The sequence below is a fragment of the Enterococcus florum genome (assembly GCF_004309355.1).
GTDB classification, from domain to species: domain Bacteria; phylum Bacillota; class Bacilli; order Lactobacillales; family Enterococcaceae; genus Enterococcus_A; species Enterococcus_A florum.
In genome coordinates, this window is sequence record NZ_BJCC01000004.1 from 19755 (window position 1) to 38800 (window position 19046).

General features: G+C 40.6%; 19 protein-coding genes. 18 read left to right on the top strand and 1 reads right to left on the bottom strand.

The window, feature by feature from the left end; all coding sequences use genetic code 11:
* Nucleotides 1–125: 125 nt before the first annotated feature.
* Nucleotides 126–890, top strand: a complete 765-nt coding sequence (locus NRIC_RS02135) for a DeoR/GlpR family DNA-binding transcription regulator (RefSeq protein ID WP_146621053.1) — start codon at nt 126–128, stop codon at nt 888–890.
* Between the two features lie 53 nt (nt 891–943).
* Here the strand turns inward: NRIC_RS02135 and NRIC_RS02140 are convergent, their stop codons facing one another.
* On the bottom strand, nt 944–1882 hold the full coding sequence (locus tag NRIC_RS02140; RefSeq protein ID WP_146621054.1) for a 1-phosphofructokinase family hexose kinase: 939 nt from the start codon (nt 1880–1882) through the stop codon (nt 944–946).
* Between the two features lie 290 nt (nt 1883–2172).
* Between NRIC_RS02140 and NRIC_RS02145 the strand changes: the two genes are divergently transcribed.
* The 17 genes from NRIC_RS02145 (at nt 2173) to NRIC_RS02225 (ending at nt 19026) form a co-directional block, all read left to right on the top strand.
* Complete coding sequence (locus tag NRIC_RS02145) at nt 2173–2619, top strand: PTS sugar transporter subunit IIA (RefSeq protein WP_146621055.1); 447 nt, start codon at nt 2173–2175, stop codon at nt 2617–2619.
* Between the two features lie 18 nt (nt 2620–2637).
* Complete coding sequence (gatB, locus tag NRIC_RS02150; protein ID WP_146621056.1) at nt 2638–2916, top strand: PTS galactitol transporter subunit IIB; 279 nt, start codon at nt 2638–2640, stop codon at nt 2914–2916.
* A gap of 18 nt (nt 2917–2934) precedes the next feature.
* On the top strand, nt 2935–4326 hold the full coding sequence (locus tag NRIC_RS02155) for a PTS galactitol transporter subunit IIC (RefSeq protein ID WP_146621057.1): 1392 nt from the start codon (nt 2935–2937) through the stop codon (nt 4324–4326).
* Complete coding sequence (locus NRIC_RS02160) at nt 4286–5338, top strand: galactitol-1-phosphate 5-dehydrogenase (RefSeq protein ID WP_146621058.1); 1053 nt, start codon at nt 4286–4288, stop codon at nt 5336–5338. The genes NRIC_RS02155 and NRIC_RS02160 overlap by 41 nt, the downstream gene beginning before the upstream one ends.
* Nucleotides 5339–5341: 3 nt before the next feature.
* Entirely contained in the window at nt 5342–6349 is a 1008-nt protein-coding gene (lacD, locus tag NRIC_RS02165; RefSeq protein ID WP_146621059.1) for a tagatose-bisphosphate aldolase, read from the top strand.
* Nucleotides 6350–6404: 55 nt separating this feature from the next.
* Entirely contained in the window at nt 6405–7304 is a 900-nt protein-coding gene (locus NRIC_RS02170) for an aldose 1-epimerase family protein (protein ID WP_146621060.1), read from the top strand.
* Between the two features lie 2 nt (nt 7305–7306).
* Nucleotides 7307–7948, top strand: a complete 642-nt coding sequence (locus NRIC_RS02175) for an HAD family hydrolase (protein WP_146621061.1) — start codon at nt 7307–7309, stop codon at nt 7946–7948.
* Nucleotides 7949–8184: 236 nt separating this feature from the next.
* Nucleotides 8185–9684: a BglG family transcription antiterminator gene (locus tag NRIC_RS02180; RefSeq protein ID WP_146621062.1), complete on the top strand. Its 1500-nt coding sequence runs from the start codon at nt 8185–8187 to the stop codon at nt 9682–9684.
* Nucleotides 9685–9730: 46 nt separating this feature from the next.
* Nucleotides 9731–10192, top strand: coding sequence for a PTS sugar transporter subunit IIA (locus NRIC_RS02185; RefSeq protein ID WP_146621063.1), 462 nt, complete (start codon nt 9731–9733; stop codon nt 10190–10192).
* Between the two features lie 20 nt (nt 10193–10212).
* Nucleotides 10213–11079: a ketose-bisphosphate aldolase gene (locus NRIC_RS02190; RefSeq protein WP_146621064.1), complete on the top strand. Its 867-nt coding sequence runs from the start codon at nt 10213–10215 to the stop codon at nt 11077–11079.
* A 16-nt stretch (nt 11080–11095) separates the two neighbouring features.
* Nucleotides 11096–11404: a PTS fructose transporter subunit IIB gene (locus tag NRIC_RS02195; protein WP_146621065.1), complete on the top strand. Its 309-nt coding sequence runs from the start codon at nt 11096–11098 to the stop codon at nt 11402–11404.
* Nucleotides 11405–11482: 78 nt separating this feature from the next.
* Nucleotides 11483–12580 (top strand): PTS fructose transporter subunit IIC, encoded by a 1098-nt coding sequence (locus tag NRIC_RS02200; RefSeq protein ID WP_146621066.1) that lies wholly within the window; start codon nt 11483–11485, stop codon nt 12578–12580.
* A 17-nt stretch (nt 12581–12597) separates the two neighbouring features.
* A complete protein-coding gene (locus NRIC_RS02205; protein WP_146621067.1) occupies nt 12598–13113 on the top strand; it encodes a D-lyxose/D-mannose family sugar isomerase in 516 nt (171 codons plus the stop codon).
* A gap of 56 nt (nt 13114–13169) precedes the next feature.
* Nucleotides 13170–14132, top strand: a complete 963-nt coding sequence (locus NRIC_RS02210; protein WP_146621068.1) for an aldose epimerase family protein — start codon at nt 13170–13172, stop codon at nt 14130–14132.
* 12 nt (nt 14133–14144) lie between these two features.
* Complete coding sequence (xylB, locus tag NRIC_RS02215; RefSeq protein WP_146621069.1) at nt 14145–15617, top strand: xylulokinase; 1473 nt, start codon at nt 14145–14147, stop codon at nt 15615–15617.
* A 215-nt stretch (nt 15618–15832) separates the two neighbouring features.
* Nucleotides 15833–16684, top strand: a complete 852-nt coding sequence (locus NRIC_RS02220; RefSeq protein ID WP_146621070.1) for an AraC family transcriptional regulator — start codon at nt 15833–15835, stop codon at nt 16682–16684.
* Nucleotides 16685–16779: 95 nt separating this feature from the next.
* Entirely contained in the window at nt 16780–19026 is a 2247-nt protein-coding gene (locus tag NRIC_RS02225) for an alpha-galactosidase (RefSeq protein ID WP_146621071.1), read from the top strand.
* Nucleotides 19027–19046 lie beyond the last annotated feature (20 nt).

A 19046-nucleotide genomic window follows, 5' to 3' on the forward strand; every position in this document is an offset into this window, starting at 1 on the left:
TGATCCTTCGTTTATTGTTTTAACAGCAGAAACTGTCTTTATATTAGTGAATTAATTAACAAACAACAACTCAAGCAGGAAAATCATGTTCTTTTTGTCTGTTGTTTGTTTGGAAAGGGGAAAAGATGAATTCAACAGAGCGAAAAGAATATATCCTTGATTCATTGGATACGAATCGATCAGTAAGGATCAATGAATTGAGTAAAAATCTCAAGGTTACGAGAGAAACGATTCGTAAAGATTTGTATACTCTCGAGAAGGAAGGTATCATCAAAAAAGTTCATGGTGGCGCTGTTCTTGATAATCAAACAGGGGAGACCGATTATGAAAAGCGTAAGATCGAGCGTTGGCATGCCAAAGAAAAGATTGCAAAAGCAGCCATCCATTATATCGAGGAAGGCGACAGTATTTATCTCGATTATGGAACAACAACATTGGCATTAGCAAAAGAGATATCCCAATTGAAAAACATCACTGTTGTCACGAATACGATTCCTATCATAAATACGCTGCTCAAAAACGATGCGATCGACATCATTATCCCAGGAGGAATGTTGCGCAACAACGAATCTTCTTTGTTTGGACAATTTGCATTAAATAATATGTGTGAAATTTACGTAAATCTTGGTTTTTTCGGCTGCAGCGGGATAGAGAGCAGAGCAGGGATCACCAGTCATCACATGGGGGAGGTGCAGGTTTCTAAGCAAATGATTCAACAAAGTCAAACCAATATCGTTTTGGCAGATCAAAGCAAGTTCGGAAATATGGCATTCAATCGTACAGCTTCTTTTGATGAAATCGATATTGTGATCACTGACTGTTTATCCGATGAGGCTAGAGAAAACGATGCGTTAGCCGAACATGGCATAGAATTGATCTCGGCGGAATAAAAAAGCAACTAGTCCAATCTTCATGACTAGTTGCTTTTTATTGTTTGCTATGTTCATTTGTACTTTTGAACTTCCAATGAATGGTAAATAGCATCGATGTCTTTTTGATTTAACTCAGGATACCAACTTAAAACATTTGCAGTAGAATAACTGATCGCTTTTTTGAGAGTGGTCAAAGCATCACTTTGCAAACAATTATATTTCACTAAGCCACCAAGAAAAAAGTCACCACAAGCAATAGGATTTTTCGCCTGAACCTGTTTTGCTTGAATATGAAAGATCTGATCCTCCATTTTTGCAATGATGCCCTTCGCTCCTAAGGTGATGATAAAAACAGGGATATCTGTCGTCCTTTCTGACTTTAACAATTCAACATAAGACTCGATCGTATCCAATGTCAAATCCGGAAACAAATCAAGAATTTCTTCATCATTGATCTTTATGGCATATGGTTTCGCTTCATAGGCATGAACTAATGCTTGACTGCTGGTGTCAACAAAAACGTTCACGTCCTCATCTCGAAAGCCTTTAATAAAGTCAGCAATGTACTCTGCTGGCATCCCCTTCATCAAGGAACCGCTGAACACCACAACGTCTTTCTTATGAATTTTCTTTTTTAAATTTTCCGTGAATTCTTCCAATAGCATAGGATTCAAATCAAAGCTGTTCTCATAAATCGGATAAGTATCTCCTAGATGGGTATCCATAATAATGTTGCAAACTCGAGTATTTTTGTCGATTCTAGTTAATTCGACTTTTGTTTTATTGGCATTCGCCAATTCTATTAGCAACTCACCGTTTCGTCCACCAGCGATCGTATGGACACAGAAATCAACATCAGGGGACTCAAATCCGATAGCATAAGCGACATTGAAACCTTTTCCACCAGCAAACTCTTTTAATTCATAGGGCCTATTTGGCTTTTCTTTAACAAAGCCATCGATCAAAAGAGTTCGGTCGATTGCAGGATTGGGACAAATCAAATGTATCATCAGATGCAACTCCTTGCCTTTTTTTGTCAATAATAGCATTTAGGCAAAATTAAAGCAATAAAAACAGGGAAACAAGCGTGCTTTTTTGCTTATATACGGATAATGAAAAATATTATTCTAAAAAAGCAAACAAAAGTATTGCAAACGCCAAAAAATGTGCTATGATGATGTTAGCGATTACAACGGAAGAATGAAACATTCGATTAGCAATCATTGTATTTTCGTTAGTCGAAGGGAACCCTTTCGCCAACAAAACGCAAATCGTTGCAAACAGACAAAGGAGGAAAAAAATGATTACCAAGGAGTTCATGTATTGTCGTTACAGTGTGAAGGACAAAGAGGAATTGTTTGACCGTTTGACAAAAGACTTGATGGCTAAAGGAATTGTCAACGAAGGATTTTCTCAGGCTTTGAAGGATCGAGAAGCAGAATTTCCTACAGGCTTGCCAGTCAAACACGGTGTGGCGATCCCACATACAGATGGGTCGTTGGTCAACTCGGATCAATTGATTTTCGCTACATTGACTGAGCCGATCGTATTCAATGAAATGGGTGGAGACGATGAGGATACGATTAATGTAAATGTAGTCGTCTTGTTGGCAGTCAAAGATGGTCAAAAACACTTAACGGTTTTACAGAATCTGATTGAAGCGCTGCAAAAGGAAGGGTTTGTCGATCAGCTGGTTGATGCAAACGACGAAGAAGAGATGTTAAAAACAGTCAATAGTTTTCTATAAAAGAAAGGAAAGATAAAAATGAAAAAAGTAATTGTAGCATGTGGTGGAGCAGTAGCAACTTCAACAGTGGCGGCGAACAAAATTCGTGAATTGGCAAAAAAGGAAGGAATTCCAGTAGAAGTCACACAATGTCGAGTAAATGAGTTGGAATCAAAAAAAGAGGGTATTGACTTGATCGTGACTACGGCAAAAGTAAAAAAAGATTATGGGGTGCCTGTGATTCATGGTGTGGCGTTTGTTTCAGGAGTGAATATCGAAGCAACAGAACAAAAAATTCTGGATGTATTAAAAAAATAATTATTGGAGGAAATAATCATGGGAGTTATTCAATATATTGTTGATTTAGGTGCAAGCGTAATGCTACCGATCGTCATCTTGATTTTAGGTTTACTGTTAGGGCAAGGAATCGGAAAATCATTAAGAGCAGGTATTACGATCGGTATTGGATTTGTTGGGATTAGTTTGGTCATCAGTTTGCTGACAGAGAACTTAGGAGCAGCGGCTGAGGCGATGGCAGAGAATTTTAATCTTGGATTGAATGTAGTAGATTTGGGTTGGCCGGGAACATCACCGATGGCGTGGGCTTCTGATCTTGGTTTGATTGCTATTCCAGTAGCAATTGCCGTGAACATCATCATGTTGGTATTGAAAATGACTCGAGTAGTCAATGTAGATATCTGGAACATTTGGCATATGGCATTTACCGGTGCAATCGTTCAAACAGCAACAGGCAGTTTTTACATGGGTATCTTAGGTGTTGTCGTTCATGCGGTGTTGGCTTACAAACTTGGAGATATGTTTGGATCAGTCACTGATGAGTATTTCGGATTGGAAGGCATTTCGATTCCTCACGGCTCTTCTGCATACATGGGTATTTTTGCAAAACCAATCGATGATTTGATTGAAAGGATTCCGGGACTTAATAAAATTAACATTACTTCAGAAAAAATCGAATCTCGTTTAGGTGTTTTGGGACAGCCTACCATCGTTGGCGCATTTCTTGGTTTAATTATTGGTCTATTGGCTGGCTATAACTTTGGGGATTCAATGCAGCTGGCAATTCAAATGGCGGCTGTGATGGTCTTGATGCCAATGGTTGTTAAATTGATTATGGAAGGCTTGATCCCTATTTCAGAAGCTGCCAGAAATCTGTTGGATAAACATTTTAAAGGCAGTGAATTAAAAATCGGGTTAGACCCAGCACTGCTTTTGGGGGATGCACAGGTCATTGCAGCAAGCTTGATTTTTGTTCCACTCACTATTTTGATAGCGGTAATCGTACCAGGCAACCAAGTATTACCTTTCGGTGATCTGGCAACTATCGGGTTCTTCATTGCAATGGCTGTTGGGGTACACAAAGGCAATTTATTCCGTACATTGATCTCTGGCTCAGTGATCATGTTTATGACGATTTGGATCTCCAATCAAATGATCAATCTACAAACATTGTTAGGACAAAATGTCGGACTGGTTGGTGCTGGTGAACGGGTTTCTTCGCTTGACCAAGCAGGAAGTCCAATCACTTATCTGCTGGCAAATGGCTTGACTTTTGAAATGGGCTTAGGATTCTTTGTCATCTTGACACTGTATATTGCAGCCTTTGTATACACGTTTATCAAATACAAAAGAAATACCTTGTATGTAGAAGTGGATGAAGTTGAAGGAGATGAAACTGGTGAAAGCTTTAGTAGTAACCAAGAAGCATAAACTGGAATTACAGGAAATTGAAAAACCAACGGTTGTTTCAGGCAAAGTTTTAATCAAGGTTGCCTATTGCGGAATCTGCGGTTCAGACCTTCCAAGATATTTCGACGGAGGGGTGCATGCCTTTCCTCAAGTATTAGGACATGAATTTTCTGGTGTCGTTGTAGAAGTCGGAGATAAGGTTACAAATGTAAAAAAAGGGGATAGAGTTGCTGTTGCTCCGCTTGTTCCTTGCGGAAATTGCGAGAATTGTCAAAAGGGAGAACCAGCAATGTGTGCCTACTACAGCTTCATCGGCTCTCGCGAACAAGGAGCAATGGCGGAATATGTCGTTGTTCCAGAAAAAAATTGTGTGAAGGTTCCTGACAGTCTCTCACTGAAAGAAGCTGCTTTGGTAGAACCCTTAACAGTGGCGATTCATGGGATCGAACGGATCAATATCGCAGCAGGAGCCAAAGTTATGGTTTTAGGTGCTGGAACGATCGGCTTGTTGACGGTTTTATCTTTAAGAGCAATCGGGGCAGGAGAGATCATTGTCGTCGATTTGAATGATAAAAAATTAAGTGTTGCAAAAACGATCGGAGCAGACGAAGGCATCAATCCTGCGAATCAAACCTTGGAAGAATATTTCCAAGAGCACTCTCTGCCTGATGCGGTGATTGAAACTGCCGGCAGCTCGATCACACAGAAGCAATCCATCGAATTCGTCAACAAGCGCGGGAAAATTGTTTATGTTGGCACAAGCACGAAAGATGTCGTACTTGATCCAGAAACATTTGAAAAAATTCTTCGTGGAGAGTTAGAAGTTACGGGTTCATGGATGTCCTACTCAGCGCCATTCCCAGGTTATGAATGGGAGACGGGATTACGGTATATGTCAACAGGGAAGATCGATGTGAAGCCTTTGATCACCGGACTTTATCAACTAGAAGACATCGCTTTGCCATTCGATAAAATGGTGGAGCCAAATTCAGAAGCTATCAAATTACTATATGCGATTAACGAGGAGAAATAGTTCATGAAAACAATTACTGGAAGTCAGTATAACGCACTGAAAAATACTAGCAATCAAGATGGAGTGATCGGTGCCTTAGCGATCGATCAACGCGGGGCCTTGAAAAAGATGATTGCTAAACACAAAGATTCCGCTACAAGTCAAGATATAGAGTCATTCAAAAAAATTGTTTCGGAAGAATTAACCCCTTATGCAACCTCCATTTTATTAGATCCAGAATATGGATTGCCGGCAGCAGAGGCTCGCGCAGACAGTGCTGGACTATTATTGGCCTATGAAAAAACAGGTTATGATGCATCCACTCCGGGACGTTTACCCGATTCATTAAACGTTTGGTCTGTTAAACGTCTAAAGGAAGCTGGAGCAGATGCCTGTAAATTCCTTCTTTATTACGATATCGATGAGGCGGATGCCATCAATGATCAAAAGAAAGCGTACATGGAACGAATCGGCTCCGAGTGTGTAGCTGAAGAGATTCCATTCTTCCTGGAACTGGTTTCTTATGATGCGACAATCAGTGACGCAGGCTCCAAGGAATATGCCAAAGTGAAGCCTCATAAAGTAAATGACATGATGAAAGAATTTTCCGATCCTCGTTACAATGTGGATGTGTTAAAGGTAGAGGTGCCTGTCAATATGAAATTTGTTGAGGGGTACGGTGACGAAGCTGTTTACACCAAAGAAGAAGCTAGCAAATTGTTTGCAGAGCAAAGTGCCGCAACGAATCTGCCGTTTATCTTTTTAAGTGCTGGCGTAAGTGCAACGTTATTCCAAGAAACACTTAAATTTGCTAAACAAGCAGGATCGACTTTCAATGGGGTACTATGCGGCAGAGCCACTTGGGCAAACGGTGTCGAACCTTATATTACCAAAGGTGAAGAAGCTGCTCGCGAATGGTTACGAACAGAAGGTCGTAAAAATATTGACGAACTAAATGCAGTATTAAAAGAAACAGCTTCCTCGTGGCACGATAAAATTAAATGCCAAGAGCAGACACAACGATTTTCATAAACTAAGGAAGGTAGAGTTCTTCTGCCTTCTTTATTTTTAATGAGGAGGAAAACAAATGAGCATTTTGACCATCGAGAACAGTCGATTAAAAGTGGAAATGGTAGAAAAAGGGGCCGAGCTGACTAGTATTCAGTCGAAAGGGGATGGCACAGAATTTTTATGGCAGGCTGACGCTGCTTACTGGGGTCGACACGCCCCGATTCTTTTCCCGATTGTAGGAAAATTAAAGGATGATCGTTATGAATACGAGGGACAAACTTATTCAATGAGTCAGCACGGCTTTGCCCGTGATATGGATTTCACAGTTGTAGAAAAAAATCCAGAAAGCATTCGGTTGAGCTTGATGAGCACCTCGGACACACAAAAGCGATATCCCTTTGACTTCCAATTGGAAGTCGAGTACCTTCTAGAGGAAAATTGTTTACGAACGCGTTATATCGTCACAAATAGTTCAGATAAAAACCAACTGTTTTTTTCAGTTGGTGCCCATCCTGGATTTAAAGTGCCTTTGGAGGCGGATCAAACATTTGAAGACTATTGGTTAGAGATTTTACCTGAAAAAGCTAGAAAAATCATTCCTATAACAAAGGAAGTCTTGCTGCAGACAGACCAACTTTTCGAAACCGAACAGACTCGTTTTGATTTAACTAGAGAGCTGTTCAAGGAGGGTGTATTGATTCTTGAAACCTCGGAGCAGACTCAGGTAGCTTTGCGTTCCCAAAACTCTCAAAAAGCAATCGTTATGCAATACAGGGATATGCCTTACTTAGGAATCTGGTCCCCTTTCCCATCGGAGGCGCCATTTGTTTGTATTGAACCGTGGAATGGAATCGCGGACCCTTCCGATGCAAGTGGTCGATTGGAAGACAAAAAAGGCATCTGTCGTTTAGCACCAGGAGAACGTTTTGACACTGAATATCGGACGACTTTTGTGGATACCGCTGGAGGTGATTAACTATGCAGGCAATCATTTTTGACATGGATGGTGTATTGATCGACACAGAGAATGTTTCGAAAGCCGCATTTGGCCAAGCTTTTGAAGCGGTTGGCCTGAGTTTTGGTGAAGAGATGTATCGCAAGATTTTAGGACGAAGCTTAAAGGATATTGAACATTTCCTGACTGAAACCTTCAATAATCCTGCTCTTGCCAGCAACATTATAAGCCAAAGAGAAACAGAATTTGCCAATCATTATCGTAAAAATAAAGTGGTGGTTAAAGAAGGGATAAAAGAGTTTTTAAGCTTCAGCAAAAAAAGAAAATTCAAACTGGCCGTAGCGACATCTGCCAAAGAATCCATTGCAGTTCAATTATTGAAACAGGCCGAACTAATTGATTGTTTTGATACTCTCATATATGGTTCTCAAGTTAAAAAAGCTAAACCAGATCCTGAATTGTTTCTTAAAGCCGCTGAACACTTGCAGGTTTCACCAAGTCAGACATACGTGATCGAGGACTCAGAGTCAGGAATTATTGCTGCAAATCGAGGCGGATTTCATCCTGTGTTCATCCCTGAAAAGCTGCCGACGGCACGATTTTCAAAAGAGCATCGGTTTAAATGCTATCCATGCATCAGTGATTTTCAAGAGTCTTTTGAATAAGTCAGTATCACAAAGCCTATGATCGAGTGAGCGCACTCTTTCGTAGGCTTATTCAGCATGCTTTAAGTAAAAATTTGCGAATGTGATGAAAATACTCAAAGCGATGAGATACAATACTGTGAATGAAAACGAGAGGATAAAACCTATGATGACGCGATTTGTCCGTGGACCAGATCGGCTTGTCCACATATCTAGACAAAGGTTGACGAAGAAAACGGATTCAAGGGAGATAGAATATGAATCAAGAGGTGAGAGAAATGATTTTTAGTTCAAACGAAAACATGCTGATCAATATTTTAAATTTTGAGGAATATGTGTCAGCCAAATATCTCTCGGAAACCTTGTATGTTTCAACAAAAACGATTTATCGGATGATCAAAAAAATCAATGAACTGTCATTAAAAGAAAATCAAAAAACGTTGATTGTCTCAGAACCTGGAAAAGGCTACAAATTGAACACTATTTTCCGCAATCAGGATATTTACTCGATCGTCGAGTTCACTGAAGAAAATAGTTTAAATGAATTAGTCTTGGCTCTATTGTTCAAACATCCCAAAAAGGTCAAACGAAGTGTGATGGATACTCAATTTTTAAGCGATAGCACGATCGAACGTCGGTTAAAAAAGGCTGCAGAGATTTTGAAAAATTATGCGATCCAGCTGAAAGTAGATCGTGAATATTTGTGGCTGATCGGAGAAGAGATTGATCTTCGTAAAGCCATTAACAGTATTTTTTTAGAAATGAACAAGCTAAACAGTCTAAATGAAATTGGTGTAGAAATCCATACGATCGATAAGCATTTTATTGATCAGCAGATCAGTTTGATCGAAGAAATGCTGGGGGAGTACATCAATTATCCTTACGACATTACGATTTACACTCATATTTTTATGATTATTAAGCGCTATCGAGAAGGAGAGGTTCAATATTTAGGTACCCAAGACCCGTTGGAAAAGGAAGAACAGCAATTGATGGAAGCTAATCCGCAGATCAAACAAGTTTCAGAACAAATCATCACCAATATTGAGAATTACTTGACCATCAAAATGAGTTCTTTAGAAAGCTATTTTGTTTTTCAAAACATTTATTCTATCAATAGTCAAAAAAGAGAAAGCAGCAATGTCGATAAAAAACTTGCTGAAGAAATGACTAAAAGATTTATTCTTGACTATTTTTCTATCTCAGATGTTTCTTTATTGCCGTCTAGCCGATCATTGTATGAAGATCTTCACCAGCATATTTTACCGATGCTGAGTCGATTACGTGCAGGGATCAGAGTTGAAAACAACCTCTTAGACGACTTGATGCTGGAATACCGTGCAACTTTTTTGAAGGTAAAAAGAATTGCTGAAGCGATCAATCAGGAATTGATGTTTGACACGAAAATGAACGATGCGGAGATTGGTTATCTTACGCTATATTTTGAAAAGTACAAAATCGACCGCCAAGAGAATAAAAATGTTTTGCTGGTTTGTTCGACTGGTGTAGGTACCTCGGAGCTTTTAAAAGTTCGCGTACAGCAAAATTTCCCGAATCTGAATATTGTGGCCACGATGAGCCAACGGCAGATGAAGAAAAACCAAGGCTTTATTTATGAGAATATCGATTTAATTTTTTCAACCTTGCGTGTGCCTTTAACGATTGAAGAAATACCTGTCTTAAATATCAGTCCGCTATTAACGGATAAGGACATTCAAAATATCAACTATACACTTAACGAACTAGATACTACTTGAGTTTTAGTTAAAACTACTTGCAAAGATAAAAAAGGAGAGAAGAACGATGGAGAAAATCGAACTGGATAAAGTCATCCACAAAGAGTTGATGCAGATTGAGTCAACCGCAGAAAACAAAGCCGAGATCCTAAATGAGCTGGCCCAGCTTTTAGATGAAAAAGGGTATATCGAAAGTGCGGAACGTTTTTTAAAAGACGTTTATTTGCGAGAAGAGGAAGGTGAAACGGGGATCGGACAAGGGATTGCAATCCCTCATGGAAAGTCCCCAGCTGTGAAGGAAACAACTGTTGCGATTGCAACGCTAAAGAATGAAATAGAGTGGGAAACTTTAGACGGTAAGGGGGTTAGCGTGGTCATTATGTTTGCAGTCAAAGATTCTGATGCGAATACCACTCATGTTTTATTGCTGCAAAAAATCGCTATTCTGTTAGCAAACGATTGCTTTATTGAACGTTTGAAAACAGTGGCAACGGTTGATGAATTATTTGAATTAATTACGAATTCCTAAAAAAGAGGAGAGAAAATTAGATGTTAGTAACGGGAAAAGAAATTTTGAGTGTCGCAAAGGAACAAGGATTTGCTGTCCCAGCTTTTAATGCTGGGTCAGGGCAACTATTGAATGCTGTAATGGAAGCTTGTGAGGAAGCACAATCTCCAGTTATGATTGCTATCCACCCCGATGAGTTGAGCTTTTTAACTGACAGTTTTGTGGCTCAAGCGATTTATTTAGCCAATCATACAAAAATCCCGGTGTGTATCCATCTGGATCATGGGGCCAGCTTTGAGCAAGTCATGCATGCTATCAGTATCGGCTTCACTTCGGTCATGATTGATGCTTCACACTTGTCCTTCGAAGACAATGTGGCGATTTCGAAAAAAGTGGTAGAAGCAGCTCATGCTGCTAACGTTTCAGTCGAAGCTGAATTGGGAACGATCGGCGACACAGGAAATACCGTGGAAGGCGGCGTAAGCGAGATCGTTTATACCGATCCTAAAGTCGCTCAAGATTTTATTGACCAAACCGGTGTTGACAGCCTAGCTGTTGCAATTGGAACAGCTCACGGAATTTATCCAAAGGATGTTGATCCTAAATTACGTCTAGACATTTTAGAAGAAATCGAGGCGTTAACGGATATTCCGTTGGTATTGCATGGCGGCTCCAGTAATCCAGATGAAGAAATCAGCAAGGCTGTAACAATGGGCGTAAACAAAATCAATATCTCTAGTGATATCAAAATTGTCTTTGCCAATGAATTACGGGAAGTTTTGAATGCTGGCAACCTAGAAGCAAGAGAGCCAAATGTCTTATTCCCAAGCTGCATGTCAGAAACCAAAAAGGTTGCTCTAAACAAAATTAATTTATTCAAATCAAACGATAAAGTTAAATTCTATTAAGAAAGGCGGAATTGCTATGAAAATTGTTGGAATAGCCGCATGCACAGCCGGAATCGCCCATACCTACATTGCTAAAGAAAAGCTGATTCAAGCCAGCACTAGCCGCGGTCACGAAATTCATATCGAAACGCAAGGCTTGGCAGGTACCCAAGATGCATTAACACAAAAGGATATTGATGAGGCCGATGTTGTCATTATTGCGGCCGACATCAAAGTCAATGGTCGCGAACGTTTTAAAAACAAAAAAATCGTAGAGGTTCCGACCGGTTTAGTCGTAAAATCCCCCAATAAACTAGTGGAAAAGTTAGAGGAAGTCAAAGTCTAAATCTTCTTGTTGGGAGTCCTGAGTATGCAGTTTACAGGGGTTCCCAACAATGAAGCGTAAATTATGAGGAGGAAGATCATGGAAAAGATCAAAGCGATTGGTTTCAAAAAACATTTGATGACAGCTATTTCATTTTTCTTACCAATTATTGTTGCTTCAGGTTTCTTGCTGGCCATCGGCAATATGATGGGCGGTGCCAGTATTGAGAATTTTCGAGAAGGCTTTAGTTTTGCGGACACAATGACTACGATGGGAGGTTATGGGTTAGGCTTCTTGCCAATGATCGTTTCTACTGCGATTGCCTATTCGATTGCAGATAAACCAGGCATTGCCCCTGGTCTAGTAGTTGGATTTGTGGCTCACGGAATCGGAACTGGTTTTCTAGGCGGAGTAGTCAGCGGCTATGTTTCAGGATATGTCGTCGTAGTCATGATGATGATCATCAAAGTACCAAAATGGATGGAAGGTTTAATGCCAACGCTGGTTTTACCTTTCCTTAGTGCCTTTGTGGCTGGTATGGTAATGTATTATGTTGTAGGCACACCGATCACTTGGTTTACAGATTTGATCACTGGATACTTAAGTAATTTGAATACCTCTTCACTATTTGTTTATGGCGCAATTATCGGAGTTTTAGCTTCGATTGATTATGGTGGCGCTATCAATAAAGTGGTTTTCGCCTTTGTCTTCGCTTTATTCTCAGAAGGCATCTACGAGCCGATCACTGTTTTGATTCTAGCTTCAATGGTTACGCCATTTGGATTAACCATTGCTTACTTTATCGGAAAAATAATTAACAAGAATATCTTTAATCGACAAGAAATCGAAACGTTGAAAACGGCTTTTCCGATGGGAATTTGTCAGATTACTGAAGGCTGCTTCCCAATCGTGTTGAATGATTTGGTCCGTAATGTTATCGCTACCGGCGTTGGCGGTGCAATTGGCGGCGGGTTAAGTATGCTTTGGGGAGCAGATAGCCACATTCCAGCTTCTGGTATGTTCGCTATTCCAACGATGACTCGTCCTTGGGCCTTTCTAGCTGCCTTAGCCATCGGTTCCCTGGCAACTGCTATAACGATTCTCGTGTTGAAAAAAAGAGTGGATCCAAACGCTGAAGTTGTTACGGAAGATAAGGAAGAAGAGGAAGTTTCTTGGGATGATTTGACGATTTCTTAAGGAAAAGAGGACAAAACATGATGTATCAAGAAGAAGTGAAGCAACGCTTTTTAGACTCAGGAATTGTATTTACCGAAAAAGAATTGTCTTCGATTGATTATGCAGACTTTGGTTTAAAGCGTTTGGAATCAGAAGGTTTGAATTTGATTGTTTATGAAAACAACGATCGTTATTGTGCAAAGGAAATGGTGTTGCTGCCAGGTCAAACCTGCCCAGAACACCGGCATCCTCCTCGTGAAGGGGATGTAGGCAAGCGAGAAACCTTCCGCTGCCGTAAAGGAAAGGTGTATTTATACGTCGAAGGCGAAGCAACTCCTGTTATTCAAAGTAACATTCCTGAAGGACAGGAAGCCCATTATACGGTGATGCACGAAGTAGAATTGAATCCTGGAGAACAATACACCATTGAACCTAATATCAAGCATTGGTTCCAGGCTGGAAATGAAGGAGCGATCATTTCAGAATTTTCTTCACCTAGTGATGATGCCAGTGATATCTTTACCAATCCTGAAATTCAACGGGTAACCAAATAACCACAGCCAGACTAGGAACCTTGATGTTCCTAGTCTCTTTTTGAAAGGAGCAGCTGATGGAAATTTATCAACTAGAAAATGAGTTTGTTTGTATTGAATTTTTAAGTTATGGAGGAATCTTAACTAAAATGATCAACAAAAAGACTCAGCAAAATTATCTTTTAGCTTATCAGAATTACAAAGATTATTTGAAGAATCCCTATTTTTTCGGAGCAACAATAGGTCGGAATGCTGGACGAACATTTCCAGCATTTTATCAAGATTCTTATGGAGATAGAAGGGTGCTGGATACCAATGAAGGAAAGGTACACTTGCATGGCGGGAAGTCCGGTTTGCATCAAGTAGAATGGACGGTTGAAAAGCTGTCTGATACGACTTATCATTTAATGTTTCAAGATACAGAGTCTCCCTATGACCCAATGAAGCTGGAGCTGATCTATCGATTAGAAAAGAATCACTTTGCGATTCAAATGAAAGGTCAGGCAGATCAGCCGACTGTTTGCAATTTGACCAATCACAGCTATTTTAATCTGGGGGAAGAGCCAACTATTGAGTTCCACCAACTGCAGACAGCACCGGCCAAAATTCAGCTGATTGATGAGCAGTTTGTACCAACAGAAGAGTATTCTGAGATGCAGACATTAGAATATACCCCTTTTAATTTCACTGAAGAAAAGGTGATCCAAAAAGCCTTGAATTTAGATACTCCATTGTCAAAAATCTGTGCCAATGGAATCGATTTGGCTTATTGCTTCATCAATAACGATGAACTGGAGCCAAAAATCCGTTTAACGGATCGCCAACGAAAAAATAAGCTGACCATTTATTCCGATCAAGAAGCTTGTATCATCTATACCCTGAACAAGCTTTCTAATAAAGTAACATTAGCAGCTGGCGCAACCATCGAAAAATACAGTGGGATTACTTTTGAGATGCAGCGCAAACCCAATTATGTCCACACAGCTGTGGACTACTTAGAGACTGATTACGCTGCATACACCATTTATGAAATCGAGTAGGAGGACAAACCCATGACCCTTTTTTTAGGTGTCGATCTAGGCACAAGTTCATTAAAAATTATTTTAGGTACGGAGACTGGCGAGTTATTAGGCAGTACCAGCAGGCCCTTTGCTATTTCTTCCCCACAAGCCGGCTATAGCGAGCAAGATCCTGATGAGTGGCGCCAAGCGTTTGAGCAGGCAATGCTGGATTTGATCATTTTGTTTCCTGAAGTTGCCGAAGCTTCCCTGATTTTAGGTTTTTCAGGTCAAATGCATTCGCTGGTTCTAATAGATCAGGCGGGGAACGTTTTACGGCCGGCAATTTTGTGGAACGATAGCCGTACTTCAGCAGAAGTTCAACAGCTGAGGGAAGTCTTTGGTGACCATTTATTATCCATTGAAAAGAATATTCCCTTAGAAGGGTTTACTTTGCCCAAAATTTTGTGGGTTCAAAAGCATCAGCCAGAAATTTGGGCGCAAACCTGGAAACTCATGTTACCGAAGGATTATTTAGTCTACTATTTAACCGGACAGGTTTATACAGAGGCCTCTGATGCGGCTGGAACGATTATGTTTGATATCGAAAAGCAGTGTTGGGATGAAGAACTGCTACAGCAATTGGCTATTTCTTTAGAACAGTGTCCAGACATTCAACCTTCTACTAAAATAATTGGTGAAATGAACGCTGAAATTAAACAACGACTTGGTTTAAAAGGGAAAGTTCAATTGGTTATGGGAGGGGCGGACAATGCTTGCGGCGCTTTTGGCAATCTAACTGATTCTCAAACTCAAGGGCTTATCTCAGTTGGAACATCTGGTGTTGTTCTCACTTATGAAACGGAAAAGTCCAAGAAAGATTTAGGAAAGTATCACTATTTCAATTCAGTGATAGCCGATCAAAACTATAAAATGGGGGTGACACTTGCTGCTGGGTACTCCCTTGACTGGTTCAAAAAGTTTTTAGCTCCTGAAGAATCTTTTACCGCATTTACTCGTTTAGCAGAGGATAGTCCCATCGGCAGTCAAGGAGTGACCTTTCTCCCTTATCTATTCGGCGAACGCAGTCCTTATTTTACTCCGAATTTAAGCGGCGCGCTGCTTGGCTTACGTGCGCACCATACTCGCAGTGATATTGTTCGCGGAGTTATGGAGGGTATCGCCTTTTCATTGAGAAATGTTTATGAAAATATGGGGATTCAATCTGCAACGTCCTTTAAAGTCTTCCGTATTACTGGGGGAGTCGTTAAGAATCCTTTCTGGTTGCAGCTTTTTGCTGACGTTTTTCAAACGAAAATGGAAGTACTCAGCTTTGATGAGGGTCCCGCTTATGGTGCCATGCTATGTGCTGTAGCTGGTAAAAATGATACCCAGCTTATGGCGACATGGCAGGCAGCGAATCAAGTAAAAATGATTTACCGGTCGAATGCTGAACAAGCGGGCGCTTATCAAGAAGCTTATGAACGGTTTAAGAAGTTGAGTGATCAACAGGCTTCAGCATATTAGATGTTTCAACGCCTGGAAAAACTTGTGTCAATTAACTATACCTATTAAAATAGACTTAGCGAAATGAACCAATATTAGTCTTATACAGTAGAAGAAAACCAAGAAAATGAATGAGATTTTTGGCTGGCTGGTCTGAACCTTTAGTCAAAAGTGAAAAAGGACGAAAAAGTTATCAAAAAATGATATCTCAGCCTCATTAGACAAAGGAGACGAAAATGGAAGAAGCGATTTTTTTAGTCAAACAACAGCGTTCGAATTTCAAGGATTTCTATTTTTCCTTTTGTGGTCATTCTAAAACATTTCCTAGCCACAGCTTTGGACCAGCCGTAAGAGATGTTTTCTTGATCCACATCATTTTGGAAGGCAGCGGCTACTATTCTATTAAGAAAACCAACTATCATCTTTCCAAAGGCCAGGGCTTTGTTATTTACCCTGGAGAGTCGACTTTCTATCAAGCGAGTGAGGAACAGCCTTGGGAGTATGTTTGGTTAGCAATTGGTGGCGAATTAGTCGAATCATATTTGAGTAATTTAGGAATTACCCCTGCTCATTTGTCCTTTGAGGTAACAAACTTAGCCGATTTTCATGCATTAATATTGCAATGCTTAGCCTATGAACAGGACACGCAATTAAATGAATTGATCTTACAAAAAATTGCCTACAACTTTATGGAGCTGCTGTCTAAGTCAATGACTCAGACTCTTAAGGAGAGCCACAGTACTAAAATGAATGGCTATGTTTTAGAGTCATTAGAAATCATTGGAGAGCATTTCTGGCGAAACATTACAGTTAAGGAAATAGCTGAAAAGCTAATGATTGATGCCAGCTATTTATCCCGTTTATTCAAAAAAGACATCGGAATTTCCATTAAATCTTATATTAACGAAATGCGAATTTCTACCAGCCGAGATATTATCGCAACGACGAATTTACCCATTTCTAAAATTGCGGAGATGGTAGGATTTCCCACGACACAAGCTTTCTCCAAGGCTTTCAGCAAAGGCATGGGGTTGTCGCCCTTCGCTTATCGCAAGGAACGAATCGGCTCAAATCGCGAAATTTCATAAAGTCAAAAATTGACAACTTTCCGTATCAAAGAGCGCTTACTTTTCAGGTAAGCGCTTTTTATAATGGAGTCAAGTTAAGCGGAGGTGTCACAAACATGACAAAGCAAACAAAAGCATCGATTGAATATCTAACGAATTGTAAACAGTTCCACCTGTCTAACGAACAAATCAGTTATGTATTTTGCGTTTCTGAGGATGGCAAGCTGCTGCAATTATACTATGGCAAAAGAGTACCTCAAGACAAAGACTATACTCATTTGATTGAACGACATTATCGACAGCAAGCGCCTTGCCGGAAAAAGGACGATTTACTGTATTCACTGGATAGTTTGAAACAGGAGCTGCCTGAATACGGAACGTCTGATTATCGACATCCAGCGATTCGCCTACGTCAGTCCAATGGGTCAGCCGTTAGTGAGCTGGTTTATGATTCGTATGCTATAAAAGCTGGCAAAGAGGCGTTGCCGGGTTTACCTGCAACCTATACTGAAGAGCCGCAAGAAGCAACCACTCTAAAGGTCCATTTAACAGATGAACTCACTGGTTCAGTGGTTGAAGTTGTCTATACGATTTTTTCTGAATTGCCAGTGATTACTCGAAATGTAAACGTTCTAAATCGTGGAACAGAAGATCTTTTCTTAACCCATCTCATGAGTTTGAATTTGGATTTGCCAGACAGCGACTATGAATGGCTGCAGCTTTCAGGTGCCTGGGGCCGAGAACGTCATGTGAAAAAACGGACCCTGCAGCAGGGGATTCAATCGATTGAATCGACTCGCGGGATCTCCAGTCCGCAGCAAAATCCTTTTGTAGCCTTGGCACGTACGAAGACCACTGAATTTTCCGGAGAAGTAATTGGGGCAACACTGGTTTATTCAGGAAATTTTCTAGTCCAAGCAGAAGTGGACACCTTTGATGTGACTAGACTGCAATTAGGTATTAATCCTTTCAACTTTGAATGGAAGCTGGCTCCTGAGGAAAGCTTTGTTTCTCCGGAGGCGGTGCTGGTTTATTCTGATCAGGGATTAAATGGCATGAGTCAGACCTTCCACAGTCTCTTTAGAAAACGCTTAGTTCGCGGAAAGTGGCGTGATCAGGATCGTCCTGTATTGATTAATAATTGGGAAGCGACTTATTTTGATTTCACCGAGGAGAAGCTGTTGGCGATTGCTGAAAAAGCCAAACAGGTGGGCGTGGAGCTGTTTGTTTTAGATGATGGCTGGTTTGGTCAGCGAACGCATGAAAAGGCTGGCTTAGGGGATTGGTATGTTAATCAGGATCGATTACCTGATGGGATCGGGGCATTGGCTGATAAAATTCGAGCTTTAGATTTGAAATTCGGCCTGTGGTTTGAGCCGGAAATGGTTAATCTGGATAGTGATCTTTACCGCAATCATCCCGATTGGATGCTCCATACCCCGAATCGCAAAGCAAGTCATGGTCGTCATCAATACGTGTTGAACTATGCCAATCCTGATGTGGTTGACAATATTTTTCAGCAGATGTGTTTGATAATTGATGAATCGAAGCTGGAGTATATTAAATGGGATATGAATCGCGTGTTGTCCGAGGTTTATGCGGTCAATCTTCCAGCTGATCGTCAAGGAGAAGTTTTTCATCGCTACGTCCTAGGTGTTTACGACCTGTATGAACGGTTAGCAACGAAATATCCAAATATTTTGTTTGAATCTTGTTCTTCCGGTGGGGGACGCTTTGATGCAGGAATGTTGTATTACGCGCCTCAGGCTTGGACAAGTGATGACACGGATGCTATGGAACGTCTGAAGATCCAATACGGGACCAGCTTTTTGTATCCATTGTCTTCAATGGGTTCTCATGTATCAGTCATTCCTAATCATCAGACCAATCGTTTGGTTCCTTTAAATACCCGCGCAAATGTTGCCTATTTTGGTACCTTTGGCTATGAACTGGATTTAAGCAAATTAAGTGACGCTGAGATCGCTGAAGTCAAAGAGCAGGTTGACTTTTTCAAAAAATACCAATCGGTTTTCCATGATGGGACCTTCTACCGCATTCAGTCGCCCTTCGAGAAAAACAGGACCGAAACTAGCTGGATGGTAGTAAGCGAGGATCAGACCATTGCGATTGCCGGGTATTACAAAATGTTAAATGAAGTCAACCGTTCCTTCCATCGCATGAAGCTGCAGGGGCTAAAAGGGGATTGGGAGTATGTAATTGATGGAACCGTTCATAGTGGTGCTGAGTTAATGCATGCAGGATTAGTTTCTTCCGATGCTTCCAGCGGATTTTTAATCGATCAAACACCACTGCCGCCGACTCATGACTATGATTCAAGACTCTGGATTATCGAAAAAGCTTAAGCAAGAAAAAAGGAGAAGAT